18 protein-coding genes and 2 tRNA genes are annotated in these 17,245 nt (G+C 56.9%); 15 read left to right on the plus strand and 5 right to left on the minus strand.

Annotated elements, in window-relative coordinates; genetic code table 11:
• Positions 1-26 precede the first annotated feature (26 nt).
• The 6 genes from WNZ14_RS13320 (at position 27) to WNZ14_RS13345 (ending at position 4,382) form a co-directional block, all read left to right on the plus strand.
• A tRNA-Pro gene (locus tag WNZ14_RS13320) sits at positions 27-103 on the plus strand.
• Positions 104-195: 92 nt separating this feature from the next.
• Positions 196-501, plus strand: coding sequence for an ETC complex I subunit (locus tag WNZ14_RS13325; RefSeq protein WP_342869132.1), 306 nt, complete (start codon positions 196-198; stop codon positions 499-501).
• Between the two features lie 42 nt (positions 502-543).
• Positions 544-620 (plus strand) — tRNA-Arg (locus tag WNZ14_RS13330).
• A gap of 345 nt (positions 621-965) precedes the next feature.
• Positions 966-1,658 (plus strand): helix-turn-helix transcriptional regulator, encoded by a 693-nt coding sequence (locus WNZ14_RS13335; RefSeq protein ID WP_342869133.1) that lies wholly within the window; start codon positions 966-968, stop codon positions 1,656-1,658.
• 18 nt (positions 1,659-1,676) lie between these two features.
• On the plus strand, positions 1,677-2,108 hold the full coding sequence (locus WNZ14_RS13340; protein ID WP_342869134.1) for a response regulator: 432 nt from the start codon (positions 1,677-1,679) through the stop codon (positions 2,106-2,108).
• Between the two features lie 36 nt (positions 2,109-2,144).
• Positions 2,145-4,382 (plus strand): PAS domain S-box protein, encoded by a 2,238-nt coding sequence (locus WNZ14_RS13345; RefSeq protein WP_342869135.1) that lies wholly within the window; start codon positions 2,145-2,147, stop codon positions 4,380-4,382.
• Between the two features lie 32 nt (positions 4,383-4,414).
• Here WNZ14_RS13345 and WNZ14_RS13350 read toward each other — a convergent pair whose 3' ends face one another.
• Positions 4,415-5,602 (minus strand): cystathionine beta-lyase, encoded by a 1,188-nt coding sequence (locus WNZ14_RS13350; protein ID WP_342869136.1) that lies wholly within the window; start codon positions 5,600-5,602, stop codon positions 4,415-4,417.
• 347 nt (positions 5,603-5,949) lie between these two features.
• Between WNZ14_RS13350 and WNZ14_RS13355 the strand changes: the two genes are divergently transcribed.
• The 5 genes from WNZ14_RS13355 to WNZ14_RS13375 all read left to right on the plus strand — a co-directional run bounded on the left by WNZ14_RS13355 (position 5,950) and on the right by WNZ14_RS13375 (position 11,036).
• On the plus strand, positions 5,950-6,972 hold the full coding sequence (locus tag WNZ14_RS13355) for an amino acid ABC transporter substrate-binding protein (RefSeq protein ID WP_342869137.1): 1,023 nt from the start codon (positions 5,950-5,952) through the stop codon (positions 6,970-6,972).
• A gap of 141 nt (positions 6,973-7,113) precedes the next feature.
• Entirely contained in the window at positions 7,114-8,322 is a 1,209-nt protein-coding gene (locus tag WNZ14_RS13360) for an amino acid ABC transporter permease (RefSeq protein ID WP_342869138.1), read from the plus strand.
• Positions 8,323-8,325: 3 nt separating this feature from the next.
• Positions 8,326-9,459 carry an amino acid ABC transporter permease gene (locus WNZ14_RS13365; RefSeq protein WP_342869139.1) on the plus strand — a complete coding sequence of 378 codons (1,134 nt, stop codon included), beginning with the start codon at positions 8,326-8,328 and terminating at the stop codon, positions 9,457-9,459.
• A 15-nt stretch (positions 9,460-9,474) separates the two neighbouring features.
• Complete coding sequence (locus tag WNZ14_RS13370; protein ID WP_342869140.1) at positions 9,475-10,272, plus strand: amino acid ABC transporter ATP-binding protein; 798 nt, start codon at positions 9,475-9,477, stop codon at positions 10,270-10,272.
• A gap of 11 nt (positions 10,273-10,283) precedes the next feature.
• Complete coding sequence (locus tag WNZ14_RS13375) at positions 10,284-11,036, plus strand: TIGR02117 family protein (protein WP_342869141.1); 753 nt, start codon at positions 10,284-10,286, stop codon at positions 11,034-11,036.
• Here WNZ14_RS13375 and WNZ14_RS13380 read toward each other — a convergent pair.
• Positions 11,015-12,190, minus strand: a complete 1,176-nt coding sequence (locus tag WNZ14_RS13380; RefSeq protein WP_342869142.1) for an FAD-dependent monooxygenase — start codon at positions 12,188-12,190, stop codon at positions 11,015-11,017. The genes WNZ14_RS13375 and WNZ14_RS13380 overlap by 22 nt on opposite strands.
• Positions 12,191-12,223: 33 nt before the next feature.
• On the minus strand, positions 12,224-12,469 hold the full coding sequence (locus tag WNZ14_RS13385; protein WP_342869143.1) for a zinc-finger domain-containing protein: 246 nt from the start codon (positions 12,467-12,469) through the stop codon (positions 12,224-12,226).
• Positions 12,470-12,647: 178 nt separating this feature from the next.
• Here WNZ14_RS13385 and WNZ14_RS13390 point away from each other — a divergent pair, with 178 nt between their 5' ends.
• Positions 12,648-13,439 carry an alpha/beta hydrolase gene (locus WNZ14_RS13390; RefSeq protein ID WP_342869144.1) on the plus strand — a complete coding sequence of 264 codons (792 nt, stop codon included), beginning with the start codon at positions 12,648-12,650 and terminating at the stop codon, positions 13,437-13,439.
• Complete coding sequence (locus WNZ14_RS13395; protein WP_342869145.1) at positions 13,439-14,329, plus strand: alpha/beta hydrolase; 891 nt, start codon at positions 13,439-13,441, stop codon at positions 14,327-14,329. The genes WNZ14_RS13390 and WNZ14_RS13395 overlap by 1 nt, the downstream gene beginning before the upstream one ends.
• Positions 14,330-14,333: 4 nt before the next feature.
• Here the strand turns inward: WNZ14_RS13395 and WNZ14_RS13400 are convergent, their stop codons facing one another.
• Positions 14,334-15,140: an enoyl-CoA hydratase-related protein gene (locus WNZ14_RS13400; RefSeq protein ID WP_342869146.1), complete on the minus strand. Its 807-nt coding sequence runs from the start codon at positions 15,138-15,140 to the stop codon at positions 14,334-14,336.
• A 173-nt stretch (positions 15,141-15,313) separates the two neighbouring features.
• Between WNZ14_RS13400 and cysE the strand changes: the two genes are divergently transcribed.
• Complete coding sequence (cysE, locus tag WNZ14_RS13405; protein ID WP_342869147.1) at positions 15,314-16,138, plus strand: serine O-acetyltransferase; 825 nt, start codon at positions 15,314-15,316, stop codon at positions 16,136-16,138.
• Positions 16,139-16,252: 114 nt separating this feature from the next.
• Positions 16,253-16,459 (plus strand): DUF3126 family protein, encoded by a 207-nt coding sequence (locus WNZ14_RS13410; RefSeq protein WP_342869148.1) that lies wholly within the window; start codon positions 16,253-16,255, stop codon positions 16,457-16,459.
• On the opposite strand, the gene WNZ14_RS13415 is transcribed toward WNZ14_RS13410, so the two are convergent.
• Positions 16,452-17,189, minus strand: coding sequence for a hypothetical protein (locus WNZ14_RS13415; RefSeq protein WP_342869149.1), 738 nt, complete (start codon positions 17,187-17,189; stop codon positions 16,452-16,454). The genes WNZ14_RS13410 and WNZ14_RS13415 overlap by 8 nt on opposite strands.
• Between the last annotated feature and the right edge of the window lie 56 nt (positions 17,190-17,245).

The raw sequence follows: 17,245 nt of genomic DNA on the forward strand, positions 1-17,245 counted from the left end.
TATCCGGATCACGCCTTAGTTGGCATCGGAGCGTAGCGCAGCCTGGTAGCGCATCTGGTTTGGGACCAGAGGGTCGGGAGTTCGAATCTCTCCGCTCCGACCATTTTTTCAACGTCCAGAACATTGGACGTTTTGCAAGCAGGGCGCCGTGATCCGCCTTTCCAGGCGTACGCCGCCATGAAGAGGGATTGGGACATGACTGCGAAAATCTATCGTCCCGCAAAAACTGCCATGCAATCCGGCAAGGCCAAGAGCCTGGACTGGGTTCTGGAGTTCGAGCAGGAAAAGCCCCGCAGCATTGACCCGATGATGGGCTACACATCCTCAGCCGATATGAAAAGCCAGATCCGGATGTCGTTTGAAACCCGCGAAGCAGCTGTTTCCTATGCCACGCGGAATGGTCTGGCCTTCCGGGTTGCAGAACCCAAGGAAAGCAAGCGGCGTCGGGTTGTCTATTCCGACAATTTTCGCTTTGACCGCCGCCAACCCTGGACCCACTAGAATCTCTCGTGGTTTGTCTGCGGTCGCCAGGCAAAACGAGCTGGCCCCTTAGCTCAGCTGGATAGAGCACCGGCCTTCTAAGCCGACGGTCGCAGGTTCGAATCCTGCAGGGGTCGCCAACAATTTCCTCTTTTGGACGAATCGGTTTTCCTGCAGTCTGCGGCATCTTGGTCGGCGTCTTGTCGTCAATCGAGCGAAATGTTGCCAGCCCAACTTTGTCTGCATTTGCTGGTGGCAGGTCTGAACCGCGACCTGTTTTTGCAGGGAAACTGCAATTGCCTGCCATGGCGGAAGTACTTGCCGTTAGCATCTTAAAATGAAACGTTTATTTGGCCTGTCATAATACGGCTTTGGCTATGGTGGAGTACTCTGTCTTTTTAAATGTTGTATGACGTCCTTGTGTGAATCGGCGAACCCGTTAGATATTAGCTAATTATAACACTTGGTGATTCGAAAGTGATAAAATGCTGGTGACGGAAACCGCTTTACACCTGGGTCCTGAACTGGAACGCGCTGTCAACCGGATGGATTTTTTCCGGTTGTTCAAATCACTGGCCGGAACGCATGGCTTTTCGTATTTCGGAGTAACTGAAATAGTGGGAGAAGAGCACGGGCTGAATTTTCAGTCTGTTCATGCTTTGCATAATTTTCCCGGCGTCTGGTTCGCTGATCCGAAAAACCTCGCGATTGGCGTGGCCGACCCGGTCGTCAAGTACCTGCAGAAGGCCTCGGCTCCTTGCGCGATAGACATGCGGCAAGATCCGTCTGAGGTTTTGTTGTCGAGCGGAGATGATCTTGCGGTCATCGTTCCACTCCACGCCGCGACCGGCAAGCGCCATGGTCTGATCATGGTCGGAGGCGATGTCACGGTGGTGGACCATCATGCTCTGGCGTTGATAGCACTTGATGCAGCTCTGATTTTCCAGCGCTATTTCGAGGTGATTTTGTCCCTGGAATCGATCAGCGGACTTAATGACCGGGAAATACAGATTGTCCGCTGGACGTCCGAAGGCAAGACATCCGCCGAGATCGCGATCATCCTCGGTTTGTCCGAACATACCGTCAATTCTTACATCGCGGCGATGCTGCGCAAGCTGCATGTCGTCAATCGGGCGCAGATGGTGGCTTCGGCCATCCGCAGCGGACTGATAACTTAGATATTCGGGAGGCCGTCCATGAGTTTAAGAGCGGAGGTCCGCCAAACTAGGATTTTGCTGGTTGATGACGATCCGGCCGAGCAAGTCCTGCTTGCTCGTCAACTGAAGGGTGTTGAGGAACCATCCACCGAACTGGAGTATGTCGGGGATATCGATGGTGCCGTTGAGATCGTCAAGGCTGGCGGGATCGACATCGTGTTTCTGGACAATCGTCTGGTGCCCAACAATGATTTTCGCGAAACCGCACCGCTGTTGAGGCAGGCCGGATTTATCGGGCCGATCGGTATTATTTCGTCTGACATCAGTGGCTCGTATTTTCAGGAGTTCAGCGACTACGGTGTCGATTTCAAGATTGGCAAAGACGAGATCGATGGCACCGTGATCAGCTTCATCATTGCGGAATACATGCGAGACCAGCTGTCTGAAACCTGTTCCGAAGACTACCTTTGATACAGTTTTCCTTGCTGCGTCTGGATGGGTGGCCGCATGCAGCTAAAGCCTGAATACCTGCTTGCTGCGTTGTACGATACGCTTCCGGATCCGGTGCTGATCGTTGACGACGAGAGAATGGTTGTGGCTGCCAATGCCGCAGCCACTGAAAAATTTGGCTATTCCAATGCAGAATTCACCGGCATGTTCGCGGTAAACCTCTATGCCTCGGCCGCAGATGCCAAGGATGTGGGGGCTGAGCTTTATCCGCTGAGCAGCAATTCCAAGGCTATTCACCGTCGGCTCAATCTCAAACGCAAGGACGGCAGTGTTTTTCCAACTGAACTGACAATCAGCAGAATTGAATCCGCTGAGGGAGAAGGACTTGGGTCGGTCGCAATCATCCGTGATCTGAGTGAAATCTACAAGGCGCAGGAAGATCGCTTGCGTGCCGAGACAATTCTCAACACCGCGCTCGATTCGATCTCTCAAGGCTTTGTCGTCTACGACGAGCACGACCGCCTGGTGATTTGCAACGAGGCCCAGCGGCAGATCTATTCGATATCTGATCCTGCCATGCAAGTTGGTAACACTTTTGAATCCATCCTTCGTTACGGCCTTGAACATGGCCAGTTTCCGGTTTCCCAGGACACGCCCGAAGCACAGGAAGTCTGGATTCAACAAAGGCTCGCGCATCACAACAATCCGGGCGCCACATTTACCCAAGAGATTAGTCCGGATCGAACATTGCTGGTTGAGGAGCGCTTGACCGACCAGAACTTTCGGGTTGGGCTTAGAACCGATGTAAGTGTGCTCAGCCAGACACGGAATGAGGCCGAACGTCTTGGCCGCATTATCGAGAGTGTTGAACAGGAAGTTTATCTGATCAGCCTGGATGATAATAAGATCATCAGCGCCAACAAGTCTGCGCGCGACAACCTGCAATACAGCATGGAGGAACTTCGCCAGATCAACCCGCTTGATCTCAACGCAGGTCATACTTCGTCGGATATCGCCAAGGATATCGCACCGATTCTTTCCGGTGAAAAAAATGTGCTGGTGACTGAGACGCAGCATCGTCGCAAGGACGGCAGCACCTATTTTTGCCGGGTCCGGCTGGAGCTTCTCGATGATACATCTGAAAGGGTGGTTCTGGCGTTTGTGGAAGATATTACCGGACGCATCGAGATAGAGCGGGCGCTTGAGCGCAAAGAGGCCGAGTTTCAGATGCTTGTGCGCAATCTTCCGGATTTCATAACGCGTGCCAAACCCGATACCACTTTGACCTACGTCAACGAAAACTATGCGCGTTTTATCGGGCTTGAAGCTGACGAGATGATCGGGCGCAAGTTTCTTGATTTCATAGCGGAGGACTACCGGGGGACTTTGTTAGCGCACATTTCCAGCCTTTCATTGGAAAATCCGATGAAGACGAGTGAGCAGGTGATGGAAACCTCCTCTGGCGAGCAACTGTGGTTCCTCTGGTCCAACTTGATGGTTTTCGAGAACGGTGAACCGGTGGAACTGGTTTCAGTGGGGCGCGATATAAACGACGTTCGCGAAGCCCAGACAAGGATTGCAAATCAATCCCGCGCGCTGGAAATGCGCAACGATGCGCTTGAGCAATTCTCCGGAATTGTGTCGCATGATCTCAAGGCGCCTCTGCGTCAAATCAGGCTGTTTGCCGACATGATTGCCGAGGATATCAGCGCCGGCAGGAGCGAGGATCTGGCCGCGTTCTCGGGCTACATTTCCGAGCGCAGCGAATCGATGGAACGCATGATTTCCAACCTGCTCGAATATTCCCAGCTTGCCTATCAGCGGATCAACCACGAGCATTTCCAGCTTTCAGATGCCGTGGCCGCCGCATGGGAGAATCTCGCAGTGAATGTCGGGGAGACGCGGGCAAGGTTGATCTCCGAAACCGATATTGCTGTCTACGCTGACCGTTATCTCCTGACCCAGCTTTTCCAGAACCTTTTTGCCAATTCCCTGAAGTATTGCCAGGCGGACCAGGCTTCAGTGATCAGGGTAACAGCCCGGGCGGTTCAGGATGGCGTGGAAATTTTTGCGGAAGACAATGGTATCGGAATCGACCCTTCCCAATCAGAACGCATTTTCGGCGTGTTTCAGCGGTTGCATCCGGATCAGAAACTCTATTCAGGCACTGGTATCGGGCTCGCCTTGTGCCGCCGAATTGCAGAGAGTCACGATGGCAGTATCGTCCTCGATTCCACCTATCAGGGGGGCGCGCGGTTCACGATCACGCTCCCGCTCCCGGCTAAGGCGACCTAGCGTTTTCTCTGGCTGTGAGAATCCTCAGGCGATCAGGCTGCTTTGGCAGCGCTTAGTCCGCGCTCGATGTCTGTCATCAGATCCTCCACATCTTCCAACCCGATCTGAAGCCGGATGACGGGCCCTTCCTTGGGCGGCATGGCGACGGTCCTGTCGGAGAGATTGGCGTGCACGGCGAGGCTCTCATAGCCCCCCCAGGAATAGCCCAGGCCGAAGATTTCCAATGCATCGAGGAACGCGTGCGCCTTGGCCTGCTGTCGGCTGGCATCGGCCACGTCGAGCACAATCGAGAAAATTCCGGACGACCCCGAGAAATCGCGTTTCCACAGCGCGTGGCCCGGAAAGCTCTCAAGCGCCGGATGCAGAACCCGGGCAACACCAGCCATGCCTTCCAGCGCCCGGGCAATTGCCAGTGTGCTTTCCTGATGGCGTGCAAGCCTTATGCCCATGGTGCGCAATCCGCGCAGCGTCATGTAGCTGTCGTCTGGGGCTGCACATACACCCAGCATCGTGAAGGCTTTCCAGATCGCCGGCCAGGCCTGCTTGTTGGCCGATACGGTGCCAATCAGGATGTCGGAATGGCCTGCAGGATATTTCGTTGCTGCGTGGATCGATATGTCGACACCATGGTCGAGTGGTTTGAAAAACAGCGGCGTTGCCCACGTGTTGTCCATCGAGACGAGCGCTCCGTGGGCGTGGGCGACTTCAGCAATGGCCGGAATGTCCTGCATCTCGAACGTGTTCGAACCCGGTGCTTCGGTGTGGACCAGCTTGGTGTTGGTGCGCATCAGGCTTTCGATATCGGCGCCAATGGATGGATCGTAGTAGCTGGTTTCAATGCCGAATCCCGCCAGCATGCCGGCACAGAAATTGCGCGTCGGCGCGTAGACTGAATCCACTACCAGCAAATGATCGCCGGCATTCAGCACACCAAGGAAGGGAACCGTCACCGCTGCCAGCCCTGACGGAAGGGCAATGGTGCCTTCTGACCCTTCCAGCTCGTCGATCGCCGATGTCAGTGCATCGGTGGTGGGGGTGCCATAGGTGCCGTAGGTGTATTTTTGATTGCGGGCCACCATGGTGGCGGAATCAGGGAAAAGAACAGTGGAGGCGTGAACAACTGGTGGATTGACGAAGCCATGAAAACTCCGCGGGTCATGGCCGGAGTGGGCCAGACGCGTGTTGATTCCGGTTTTCTTGGTGTTGTCTGTGTTGTTCATGATGGATCCGTTTTCTGGATTGGCACTGTGATGTCGCACGTTGGTTCAGGGATTTATCGCGAGTTGGAGGTGATCACAAGAACTGGCTGACGATCCGAAGCAGCTCTCGCAAAGAGCCGAAGTCGAAGCCCGACAAGTATTGGGACATTTTAGCCAAACAATGGGTTTGGGCCGTTTTTTAAGGCAATTTACCGGAAATGATAAATTTAAGGCAGCGGACACTTGACCCATGATTGATTTCAGCATGGTATATTATAGCGCAGGGAAATACGGGCAGAGGGCCAGAAAAATGGCCCCGTCCGCCTTCGTAGTACCCAAAACAGGGCAACAGAAAAAGGTTGTATCAAATGAAAAATAATATTCTGTCGGCTGTCGTTGGCGTCGCATCCGTTGTTGGCATGGGAGCTTCTGCTGCTTCCGCCGCAACGCTGGACGATGTTAAGGCAAAGGGATTCGTCCAGTGCGGCGTTTCCACAGGCCTCGCCGGTTTCTCCGCCCCGAATGATGCAGGTGACTGGTCAGGTCTCGACGTAGACCTCTGCCGTGGCGTTGCCGCGGCCGTATTCGGCGATGCCACCGCTGTGAAGTTCAGCCCGCTTTCGGCCAAGGAGCGTTTCACCGCGCTTCAGTCCGGCGAAATTGATGTGCTGTCGCGCAACACAACCTGGACCATGAGCCGTGATACCCAGCTGGGTCTGAACTTTGCTGGCGTCAACTACTATGACGGCCAGGGCTTCATGGTGCGCAAGTCGCTCGGCGTGAATTCTGCGCTGCAGCTTTCGGGCGCTTCGGTCTGCGTGCAGACCGGCACCACCACCGAGCTGAACCTCACCGACTACTTCAAGGCAAACGACATGACCTACAATCCGGTCGTGTTTGAAAAGCTGGAAGAAGTGAACGCAGCTTACGACGCCAACCGTTGCGACGTGTACACCACCGACCAGTCGGGCCTGTATTCGATCCGCCTCGGCCTGTCGGCTCCGGATGAGCACATGGTTCTGCCTGAAGTGATCTCCAAGGAACCTCTTGGTCCTGTCGTCCGCCAGGGCGACGACCAGTGGTTCTCGATCGTCAAGTGGGTTCACTTTGCGATGATCAACGCTGAAGAAATGGGCGTCACCTCGGCCAATGCTGACGAAATGCTCAACTCGACCGACCCGAACGTCATGCGTCTTCTTGGCAAGGAAGGCACCTTTGGCGAAGCTCTCGGGATCAGCAACGACTGGGCCTACAATGTTGTCAAGCAGGTCGGTAACTACGGCGAAGTGTTTGAACGCAACGTCGGCGCCTCGACCCCGCTTGCTATCGGCCGTGGTGTGAACGCGCTTTGGTCGAAGGGTGGTCTGCAGTACGCTCCGCCGCTTCGGTAAGCATTTCTGATCTGGAAGCGGGCTCCTTCGGGGGCCCGTTTTCTCCGGACGCTAGACGCGGACGGAACGGCCTGACGCAACGACGACAGGTTATCTAACGATCCGGCCACAAGGTCCGGACGAAAAGAGTTGGGGACAGACATGGCTCATCAAGCAGGCGTCGCTGCAGACGCTGATGATTCCGGACGCGTATCGTTGATGAACGATCCCAAGGTGCGCGGCCTTGTATTCCAGGTGTTGCTGATCATCGCCGTGATCTATCTGGTCTATTCCGGCGTCTCGAACGCCATCGACAACCTTGCACGGGCAGGGATCGCTTCCGGCCTCGGCTTCTTCAGCGAGCGCGCCGGTTTTGACATCGGACAATCCTTCATTCCCTACACCAATGACAGCACCTATTTGCGAGCATTTTTCGTAGGCCTGCTGAACACGATGGTCGTGGCGATCATCGGGATCTTTTTTGCGACGGTTATCGGCTTTGTCGTCGGACTTGCCAGACTGTCGAAGAACTATCTGGTGCAGAAATTCGCGACCGTTTATGTTGAAACGCTCAGGAACATCCCGCTGCTGCTGCAGCTTCTGTTCTGGTACAAGGCCGTTCTCTCTATCCTGCCTTCGCCAAGGGCTGGCGGGCTAGAGCCCGGCGTCGAGGTTGTCTTCAATCTCAACAATCGCGGGCTCTACATGCCGCGTATTGTGCCTGAAGGCGGCGCTCAGCTGATTGCCTATGCGCTGATTCTTGCGGTCATTGGCTGGATATTCATCGGTCGCTGGGCCAAGAAGCGCCAGATGGCAACCGGCCAGCAATTTCCCGTCTTCCTGACCGGAATCGGCATGGTGATCGTTTTGCCACTGATTGTCTTCCTGATCACAGGAATGCCCCTGTCGCTTGAATATGCAAGCCTGCAGGGCTTCAACATGGTCGGTGGCTGGGTCATTCAACCCGAATTCATGGCTTTGCTGCTGGGGCTGTCTCTCTACACAGCCTCGTTCATTGCCGAAATCGTTCGCGCCGGCATTCTCGCCGTATCGCACGGTCAATCCGAAGCAGCGTTCGCGTTGGGGCTGAGGCCGAACCTCACCAGCCGTCTGGTGATCGTGCCGCAAGCTATGAGGGTAATCATCCCGCCGCTGACCAGCCAGTATCTGAACCTGACCAAGAACTCGTCTCTGGCGGTTGCGATCGGTTACCCGGATCTGGTTTCGATCTTCGGCGGCACAGTGCTCAACCAGACGGGGCAGGCGGTCGAGGTTATCTCGATTACCATGCTGGTCTATCTCACGCTGTCGCTTCTGACATCGGCCTTCATGAACTGGTTTAACTCCAGTGTCGCACTGGTGGAGCGCTGATCCATGGATTACAACACACAAAAAATCGCTTACGTTCGCACGCAGGAAAGCCCCAGCATGGCGCCGCCGGTCTCGTCAGGTGGTGTCGTGGGGTGGTTCAAGACGAACTTGTTCGCCACACCGCGCGATACGGTTCTCACCATCCTGACCTTTCTGCTGCTGCTGTGGATCATCCCGCCTATCATAGACTGGGCCTTTATCAGCGCGGTCTGGACCGGCGAAAGCCGGGAAGCCTGCATCGCGCCAGGGACAGGTGCCTGCTGGGCTTTCGTTGATGCCAAGTTCGGCCAATTCATCTACGGCCGGTATCCGATTGAGGAGCGCTGGCGTGTCAACCTGTCTGGACTTCTGCTGATTGCCGGTCTGGTGCCGATCGCCATTCCCTCCATCCCCTACAAGCGCGAAAATGCCTTGTATTTGCTGGTCGTTTTTCCGGTTCTGGCGTTTATTCTGCTGACCGGTCAGTTCGGGCTGGAGCCTGTCGAGACACCGCTTTGGGGTGGTCTTCTGGTAACCTTGGTCGTCGCCATCGTTGGCATCGTGGTGTCGTTTCCGCTGGGCATCCTGCTGGCACTGGGACGGCGGTCGGAAATGCCGATCGTCAAAATGTTCAGCGTCATCTTCATCGAGTTCTGGCGTGGCGTCCCGTTGATCACGGTGCTGTTCATGTCGTCGGTGATGCTGCCACTGTTCCTTCCCGATGGCGTGTCGTTCGACAAGCTGCTCCGGGCGCTGATCGGTGTGGCGCTGTTCTCTTCAGCCTATATGGCCGAAGTCATCCGCGGCGGATTGCAAGCCATCCCCAAGGGTCAGTACGAAGCGGCAAATGCCATGGCGCTGACCTTCTGGCAAGGCACGCGGCTGGTGATCATGCCGCAGGCGCTGAAGCTTGTCATTCCGGGCATCGTCAACACCTTCATCGGCCTTTTCAAGGACACCAGTCTGGTCCTGATCATCGGTCTGTTCGATCTGCTCGGCATCGTTCAGCAGAACATGAACGACCAGAACTGGATTTCACCTGCAACGCCGGCGACCGGTTTCGTCTTCGCCGCGTTCGTCTTCTTCATCTTCTGCTTCAGCATGTCGCGCTATTCCGCCTATATGGAACGGCGTCTCGACACTGGCCACAAACGATAACAAGGGAACTTAACCATGGCTGACAGTAACGCAGCAGCAACAGAGGTTGCTGGCCCTTCGAAAATGACCGTGTCGGAAACCGACGTGGCCATCGAGCTCATCGGCATGAACAAGTGGTACGGCGAGTTCCACGTTCTCCGTGACATTAACCTCAAGGTGATGCGCGGCGAGCGGATCGTCATCGCCGGGCCTTCCGGTTCAGGCAAATCGACGATGATCCGTTGCATCAACCGTCTGGAAGAACACCAGAAGGGCAAGATCCTTGTCGATGGCATCGAACTGACCAACGATCTCAAGAAGATCGACGAAGTCCGTCGCGAAGTTGGCATGGTGTTCCAGCACTTCAACCTGTTTCCTCACCTGACCATCCTCGAGAACTGCACCCTGGCGCCGATCTGGGTGCGCAAGATGCCGAAGAAGAAGGCCGAGGAAATCGCGATGCATTACCTGGAACGGGTCAAGATCCCCGAGCAGGCAAACAAGTATCCCGGACAGCTTTCAGGCGGCCAGCAGCAGCGTGTGGCAATCGCCCGATCGCTGTGCATGAACCCGCGCATCATGCTGTTTGATGAGCCGACATCGGCGCTCGATCCGGAAATGATCAAGGAAGTTCTCGACACCATGGTGGGTCTCGCCGAGGAAGGCATGACCATGTTGTGCGTTACCCACGAAATGGGTTTTGCGCGTCAGGTCGCCAACCGGGTGATCTTCATGGACCAAGGCCAGATTGTCGAGCAGAACGAGCCAGGCGAGTTCTTCGACAATCCGCAGCATGAGCGGACAAAGTTGTTCCTCAGCCAGATCCTGCATTAGGATATTCGGGCATGGTTCGGGATCCCGGCACAGGCCGGGCCCGTTGCCGGCGCTATGCGCTGGGGGCTGTGTTGCTGATCATTGCCTCACTGGGCTTCGGGACTCTTGTCCCGAGGCCCTTTTTCAGTTCGGTGCCGGGCGTGGCGGCAATTGACACCCAAGCTGCGGCAAGCACGCAAACAGTGCTGGTGCTTTCCTCCGAGATCCATACCGATATCGCGCTGCCTGCAACGCCCGGTGTGGTGGCTCGTTTTGCTTTCATGGCGAAAGATGGGTTGGATCCCGCACAACCCGGCGTGGAGTACCTGATCGCAGGGTGGGGTGGCCGGAGTTTCTACATCGAAACGCCGACCTGGTCGGATCTCAAGCCCGGCCCCTTGTTCAGCGCCCTGACGCTGGACCGGTCGGTGATGCATGTCGGGCTGGCCGGTGAAATTGACAAGAACCATCCGACTGTCACGGCGATCGAGCTCGACGAGGCATCATTCGAACGCCTGATCCAGTCTGTTCTTGCGAGTTTCACACGCGCATCCGGTGGTGCGCCGGTCATCGTCGAGGGCGCGAACTACGGAGAGTATGACCGGTTCTACGAGGCGGAAGGCCGGTTCAACGCAATTGTCGGATGCAATGTCTGGACAGCGCGGATGCTGCGGCAGGCAGGACTGAAAACCGGGTGGTGGACGCCATTGCCGGTGTTGCTGACCACAAGTCTCGGGTTGCACAATCCGGCAAGCGGGTTTGGTTACAGCCCAGTGGCGCGGTAGCCATAGAGCCAGTCAAGGTCGCCAGCCAGGCTTTCCGGGCTCTTGAGAGACAGAACAAGATCACGACCGACACGGATCGGGCCGCTGGCATGATAGGCAAACTGATTAAAAGCGCCTCGATTGCGGGTGCGACCTATTCGAGCCCGCCGGAGGGTCTCATAGCGATCGAGCGTACTTGTCATGTCTCCGCTGGCTTGGTTGCAAGCCTGAGCCAGCTCATAACCGTCCTCTATCGCCATCGCGGCTCCTTGCGCGGCAAACGGTGTCATGGCGTGCGCGGCATCGCCGATCAGAATGGTCCTGTCCGAATTGTGCCAACTACCATCGGGCACCTCAAACAGCGGCCAAAAAGTCATCTCGGGCGCCTGGCGCAAAATAGTGATCAGATCCGGGTGCCAGCCGGCAAATGCATTGAGCAGATCCGCTCGCCCCTTGGGGTTTTCCCGTTCGGCCCAAGTTTCACCAGGGTCAGATCCACGGGTGATCGCCACAATGTTGACTGCCTTGCCCTGTTCCAGCGGATAGGCGACCAGATGGGTCCGTGACCCCAGAAATGCGGTGACGTTGGTCGGGTTCAGGGCCGAACGGGTGAGCTCCGTCGGTACCTTGAACCGCCAGGCAACCTGGCCGGAAAAGCGCGGGGCTGGTGCATCCTTTATCAATCGACGGGTCTGGGACCAGACGCCGTCAGCGCCAACAACTAGATCGGGGCGAGGCCGCCCAAAACGCTCATGCCATGAGCCAATGTCATCCGATGCGATCCGCTGATCAAGATGCAGATGGCAGCCTGGGTGCGCGACAACCGCGTCACGAAGCAGCGACTGCAGATCCGCACGGTGCATAACGCCATAGGGCGCGCCCCACCTGTTTTCTGCGAACATGCCGCAGGGAACATGGGTGATCTTGCGCAGTGATCGGCCTGACGCCAGCACGATCTCATGGGGTCGAATCATCGCCTTCAGAAAGGCATCACCGAGACCAAGGGCAGACAGGATCCGGCTGGCATTTGGGGAAACCTGCAGACCGGCGCCGACCTCGCTCAGCGTTGGTGCCTGTTCGACAATGTCGACCTCATGACCATTGCGGGCAAAGGCGAGCGCAGTTGTCAGGCCACCAATGCCAGCGCCGATGATCAGAATATTTCGGGAAGTCACGGAGTCCTCCCCGAGCTGCGGCAAAAACCGCCCTCAGGCTGCCTGATAAACCCAGGAACATCCGGCGGGGGTGGTCTCTTCACCATGCAGGGCCGGATTGTACTTGTAGAGTGTCGAGCAATAGGGGCAGACCTTTTCGCTGTCCGAACCCATATCCAGAAATTCGTGCGGATGATCGAAAGGCGGGTTGGCGCCCACGCACATGAATTCCTTGACGCCGATTTCGATTGCGGCGTGTCCGGCATCATTCTGGAAATGCGGGATTTTGTGGTCAGCCATGCATCTCTCCGTCGTGGCGATCTTGATTTCGAGCGGACCTTATACGCTGACCTTGCAAAAGTGTAGCCGGTTTTTGGATGTTGCCCGGATAGTTGTAACAGGCGGTAATGAAATCGGCTGAGCGCAACATTTGCATGGCGGTGCGATTGGGTTAGGTATGGAGTGAAAGGGGTTTCTCATGAATCTGGATCGGCTGCAGGCCGGACGTTTCACGTCCGGGGATATTGAAATTGCGTGGTATGAGGCGGGAAACCCTGACGGTTTTCCAATTCTGCTGATCCACGGCTTCGCATCGACCGCGCATGTGAACTGGGTGTTTCCCGGCTGGTTCAAGACCCTGGCCGATGCCGGTTTCCGGGTTGTCGCGCTCGACAATCGCGGCCACGGAGAATCCGACAAGCCGCATGATCCCGAGGCTTATCATCCTGAAATCATGGCTGCAGATGCTGCGGGGCTGATTGATTCGCTCAATATCGGTTCTGCCCATGTGATGGGTTATTCCATGGGCGCGCGGATTTCGGCGTTCCTTGCGATCGCGCGGCCCGATCTAGTTCGCTCCGTGGTATTCGGCGGTCTGGGCATGGGCATGATTGATGGCGTCGGTGACTGGGATCCGATCGCGGATGCTTTGCGTGCTGATTCTCTCGACGATGTCACCGATGAGCGCGGACGCATGTTCCGCGCCTTTGCCGAACAGACCAAAAGCGACCGGCTGGCGCTGGCCGCCTGCATCAGCACGTCGCGCACACTGGTGAGCCGTGAGGAACTGGCCCGCCTGACGATGCCCGCACTGATCGGGGTGGGAACGCGTGATGACATCGCCGGTTCGGCCGAAGGTCTTGCGCAACTCATGCTGCGCGCCCGGTCTGTCGATATTCCCAACCGGGATCACATGCTTGCTGTCGGCGACAAGGTCTTCAAGGCCGCCGCACTCGAGTTTTTTGCAGACGTCGACGCAGGATCAATTTGATGAAAGACATGAAAAAGCAGATGGATTTTACCGGCGCGTCGGGCAATCGCCTGGCTGCCGATGTGCATGAACCGCGAGGCGAGGTTCATGGAAATCCTGTGCTGCTGCTGCATGGCGGCGGACAGACACGCCACGCCTGGGGTGGCGCCGCGCGGCGGATCGCCGATGCTGGCCACATGGCTTTCACGATCGATCAGCGCGGCCACGGAGACAGCGCATGGGTTGAGGACAAGGGCTATGCGTTTGATGATTACGCAGCTGACGCCGTTGCTGTTTGCCGCCAGATAACTGCGGAAACCGGCAAGCGCCCGGTTCTGGTTGGAGCCTCGCTGGGAGGCATATCCGGTTTGATGGCCGAGCATATCGGCGGTCCCGACCTTCTCGCAGGGCTTGTGCTGGTCGACATCACGCCGCACATGGACGCCGATGGCGTCAGCCGCATTCAGGGCTTCATGGCGGAGCGCATGAGCGAGGGCTTTGCCACGCTCGAGGAAGCAGCGGCGGCAATTGCAGCCTATCTGCCCAATCGCGCTCCCCGCCGCTCACTCGACGGTTTGGCCAAGAACCTTCGCCAAGGCGACGACGGCCGCTATCGCTGGCATTGGGATCCTGCCTTTATCAATGGGCCGCGCAACATCAATCACGGATCAGATACCGGTCAGCAACGCCTTGTCGAAGCAGCAAGCGGGCTCAAAATTCCGGTTCTTCTCGTCCGTGGGCAGCAATCGGAGTTGGTGACCGAGGAAGCTGTTGAAGCGTTCCGCAAAATGGTGCCGCACGCCGATTTCGTCGATGTATCCGGGGCAGGGCACATGGTGGCGGGTGACCGCAATGACGCCTTCAATGATGCAATTTCAGGCTTCCTCGACAAGCTCGAGGGGCGCAGCTGAAGCCTTATTTTCCCTGAAATTCCGGTTTTCGCTTCTCCATGAAGGCACGGCGACCTTCTGCGTAGTCGGTGCTTTCGAAAGTGGCTGCTGCAAGACCAGCCGCATGGTCATAATCGACCCGCGAGCCGCTGTGCAAAGCTGTAATGGCTGCTTTAGAGGCGAGAACCGACAAGGGAGCTGCCGAGGCCATAGCGGTTGCCAGCGTAAGGACATCCGCATCAAGCTCGTCTGCCCGGCACAGCTTCATCACGCAGCCGCAGGCCGTGGCTTGCTCTGCCGAGAGTTCCTGGGTGGAAAACAGCGCGTGGCGCGCCCGTTGATCACCCAATGCCCGGACCAGATCCTGGACCGCGTCGAGCGGGTAGGCGAGCCCCAGCCTTGCCGCAGGGATGGCAAACCGCGCAGTATCATCGGCCAGCCTGATGTCGGCTGCTGCGGCAAGACCAAATCCGCCGCCAAAACAGATGCCGCGCACCGCTGCAATCACCGGGACGGGGCACGTTCGGACTGCAGCAAAAGCGGCCGAATTTCCTGCCTCGTAGATGCGTGCGGTTGTGGCGTCCTTCCGCAAGGTTTCGAATTCGCCAATATCTGCGCCTGCGGAGAAATCACGGCCGCCAGCGCCCCGGATGACGACGACGCGGGCCTGCTGATTTGCCGTCAGCCAATTGATCGCCTCGGGGACCGCACGCCACATTGCATCGGTCAGGGCATTGCGCTTTTCGGGGCGGTTTATGGTGAGCCAGCCGATACCGTTGTCGGCGGTGGCCGCGGCAATTCCGCGATCGGCAAAGGATATGTTTACGTCCATTTCATACGCTCATTTGTTTTTTCAGCGTTGTGTCTTATCTTTGATTGAAGGCCAGGTTCAAATGTCTTGATTTGAACATCGGTCGTGGACACCTTATCAAGGCGCTTCAGCGTATCCAGTGCGTTTGTAAAACTTGCTCGGTACTGAAGATGCAAACCAGCCCGGAGGCGGCGATGTCAGCGAAATCAGGTGTGCGGGCGGGCGAATCCGTCAAGGCGATTGATCCTATCTGGGATTCGATTCGTCTCGAAGCCGAGCGATCCATTGCGCAGGATCCCCTGCTTGCGGCCTTCCTCTATTCGACCGTTCTCAACCAGCCTTCGCTCGAGGAAGCGGTCATTCACCGCGTGTGCGAGCGCCTCGACCATCAGGACCTTCAGGCCAATCTTTTGCGGCAGACATTTCTGGAAATGGTCAGCGACTGGCGCGAGTGGGGTTCGGTGCTGCGCGTTGACATTCAGGCGGTCTATGACCGCGATCCTGCCTGCACGCGCTTCATCCAGCCGGTGCTTTATTTCAAAGGCTTCCATGCGATCCAGACCCACCGTCTGGCGCATTGGCTTTGGGGCAAGGGACGGATTGATCTGGCACTTTACCTGCAAAGCCGGTCATCGGAAATCTTCCAGACCGACATTCATCCTGCAGCCAAGGTCGGCAAGGGGCTGTTTCTCGATCACGCGACCGGTCTTGTCGTCGGCATGACCGCGACGATTGGGGACAATGTTTCGATTCTTCAAGGGGTTACCCTTGGTGGCACGGGCAAGGAAACCGGCGACCGTCACCCCAAGATCAGGGACGGCGTTCTTGTTGGTGCGGGTGCAAAGGTGCTCGGCAATATCGAGATCGGCCATTGCAGCCGGGTGGCTGCGGGCTCGGTGGTGCTCAAGGCCGTGCCGCCAAACACCACGGTTGCGGGCGTGCCTGCGCGCGTTGTCGGAACAGCCGGTTGCGAGGAGCCGTCGCGGGCGATGGACCAGATGCTCAACGCAAGTTCCTGAGACTGGCAAGACCGTTTCCAGAAACGATAATGTCTTGAAAAGACGAACCCGGGTTTGATTTAGCCTGCTGTCCGTGCCAAAAGCCCGACGAACCCAATTTCCCAGGAGAGCATCGTGAAACCGGACGAAATCAAAAAGCTGGACGCCTATTTCAAGCGTATTTTCAATGAGAAGATGACGATCAAGGCTCGGCCACGCAAAGATGATTCGGCTGAAGTCTATGTCGGCGACGAGTTTCTCGGCATCGTTTTCCGCGATGACGAAGATGGCGACCTGTCCTACAATTTCTCGATGGCCATCCTGGACGTCGATCTTACCTGAGCAGCGCCGTTTCCAGGCGTTTGCGGATGTCGTGTTCTATTTCCTGCCAATGGGGCAGAAGATCGATCGAGAAGCGATAGGTGACCGAAAGGTCCTTGCCGATAAAAATATCGCGCTGGCATCCGGTCTGAGTTGTGAAGTTGTTGTCCGGTTCGGACAGCTCTTCAACCAGGCACCGAACGGCATAGGGCCGTTCGGACAGTTGACGTTCCACATACATCAATTCGTTGGCATAACCGGCGCCCGGCCGCAGGCGGAACGAATTCAGGCCGTTGGGTCCTGCGAGCGGAGGGCCGTCGGTCAGTCTCTTGTAGATTGGCGCAAAACGGCCTGACATGTCGCGTGACATGGTCGCTTGTGCGATCCTGGCAAAGATAAGCCCATTGGCCGATCTGGTCTGGTTGAAGACATCCCGCCGCGCGTCACTGTAGCCATTCATGCCCGGCCAGGCGAAGTAGGTGTCCACTGCATTCTGGACGCCTGACACACGCTGGCTTTCAAACCGGATGACGTTTGCCGGCAGACTGATGACGTCATTTCCGATGACGATTTCATGCAGCGTCCCGTCCGCAGTGTTGCCGGCATAGGAAATGGTCTTTCCGATCATCCGCCCGGTGATCGCAATCGCCAGGGTGATGAGGCACATCACGGTTATCACTGCAGTCAGTTTCCAGACGAATCGTGGCGACAGCAGCGGTGCGTGTTCGATTGTGGATGACGTGTCGGACATAGGGTGCCAGTTGGTTCGATGTGTGCCAAAGTGGAGCATCCGGTCGCGGCATGGCG

Origin of the sequence: Hoeflea sp. AS60, assembly GCF_038900115.1 — a bacterium.
In the GTDB taxonomy this organism is placed as follows: Bacteria; Pseudomonadota; Alphaproteobacteria; order Rhizobiales; family Rhizobiaceae; genus Hoeflea.

What these genes read in the sequence shown, in the direction of transcription:
- WNZ14_RS13325 (WP_342869132.1), top strand. Translation starts at nt 196, where the DNA reads ATGACTGCGAAAATCTATCGTCCCGCAAAAACTGCCATGCAATCCGGC.
- WNZ14_RS13335 (WP_342869133.1), top strand. Translation starts at nt 966, where the DNA reads ATGCTGGTGACGGAAACCGCTTTACACCTGGGTCCTGAACTGGAACGC.
- WNZ14_RS13340 (WP_342869134.1), top strand. Translation starts at nt 1,677, where the DNA reads ATGAGTTTAAGAGCGGAGGTCCGCCAAACTAGGATTTTGCTGGTTGAT.
- WNZ14_RS13345 (WP_342869135.1), top strand. Translation starts at nt 2,145, where the DNA reads ATGCAGCTAAAGCCTGAATACCTGCTTGCTGCGTTGTACGATACGCTT.
- WNZ14_RS13350 (WP_342869136.1), bottom strand. Translation starts at nt 5,602, where the DNA reads ATGAACAACACAGACAACACCAAGAAAACCGGAATCAACACGCGTCTG.
- WNZ14_RS13355 (WP_342869137.1), top strand. Translation starts at nt 5,950, where the DNA reads ATGAAAAATAATATTCTGTCGGCTGTCGTTGGCGTCGCATCCGTTGTT.
- WNZ14_RS13360 (WP_342869138.1), top strand. Translation starts at nt 7,114, where the DNA reads ATGGCTCATCAAGCAGGCGTCGCTGCAGACGCTGATGATTCCGGACGC.
- WNZ14_RS13365 (WP_342869139.1), top strand. Translation starts at nt 8,326, where the DNA reads ATGGATTACAACACACAAAAAATCGCTTACGTTCGCACGCAGGAAAGC.
- WNZ14_RS13370 (WP_342869140.1), top strand. Translation starts at nt 9,475, where the DNA reads ATGGCTGACAGTAACGCAGCAGCAACAGAGGTTGCTGGCCCTTCGAAA.
- WNZ14_RS13375 (WP_342869141.1), top strand. Translation starts at nt 10,284, where the DNA reads ATGGTTCGGGATCCCGGCACAGGCCGGGCCCGTTGCCGGCGCTATGCG.
- WNZ14_RS13385 (WP_342869143.1), bottom strand. Translation starts at nt 12,469, where the DNA reads ATGGCTGACCACAAAATCCCGCATTTCCAGAATGATGCCGGACACGCC.
- WNZ14_RS13390 (WP_342869144.1), top strand. Translation starts at nt 12,648, where the DNA reads ATGAATCTGGATCGGCTGCAGGCCGGACGTTTCACGTCCGGGGATATT.
- WNZ14_RS13395 (WP_342869145.1), top strand. Translation starts at nt 13,439, where the DNA reads ATGAAAGACATGAAAAAGCAGATGGATTTTACCGGCGCGTCGGGCAAT.
- WNZ14_RS13400 (WP_342869146.1), bottom strand. Translation starts at nt 15,140, where the DNA reads ATGGACGTAAACATATCCTTTGCCGATCGCGGAATTGCCGCGGCCACC.
- cysE (WP_342869147.1), top strand. Translation starts at nt 15,314, where the DNA reads ATGTCAGCGAAATCAGGTGTGCGGGCGGGCGAATCCGTCAAGGCGATT.
- WNZ14_RS13415 (WP_342869149.1), bottom strand. Translation starts at nt 17,189, where the DNA reads ATGTCCGACACGTCATCCACAATCGAACACGCACCGCTGCTGTCGCCA.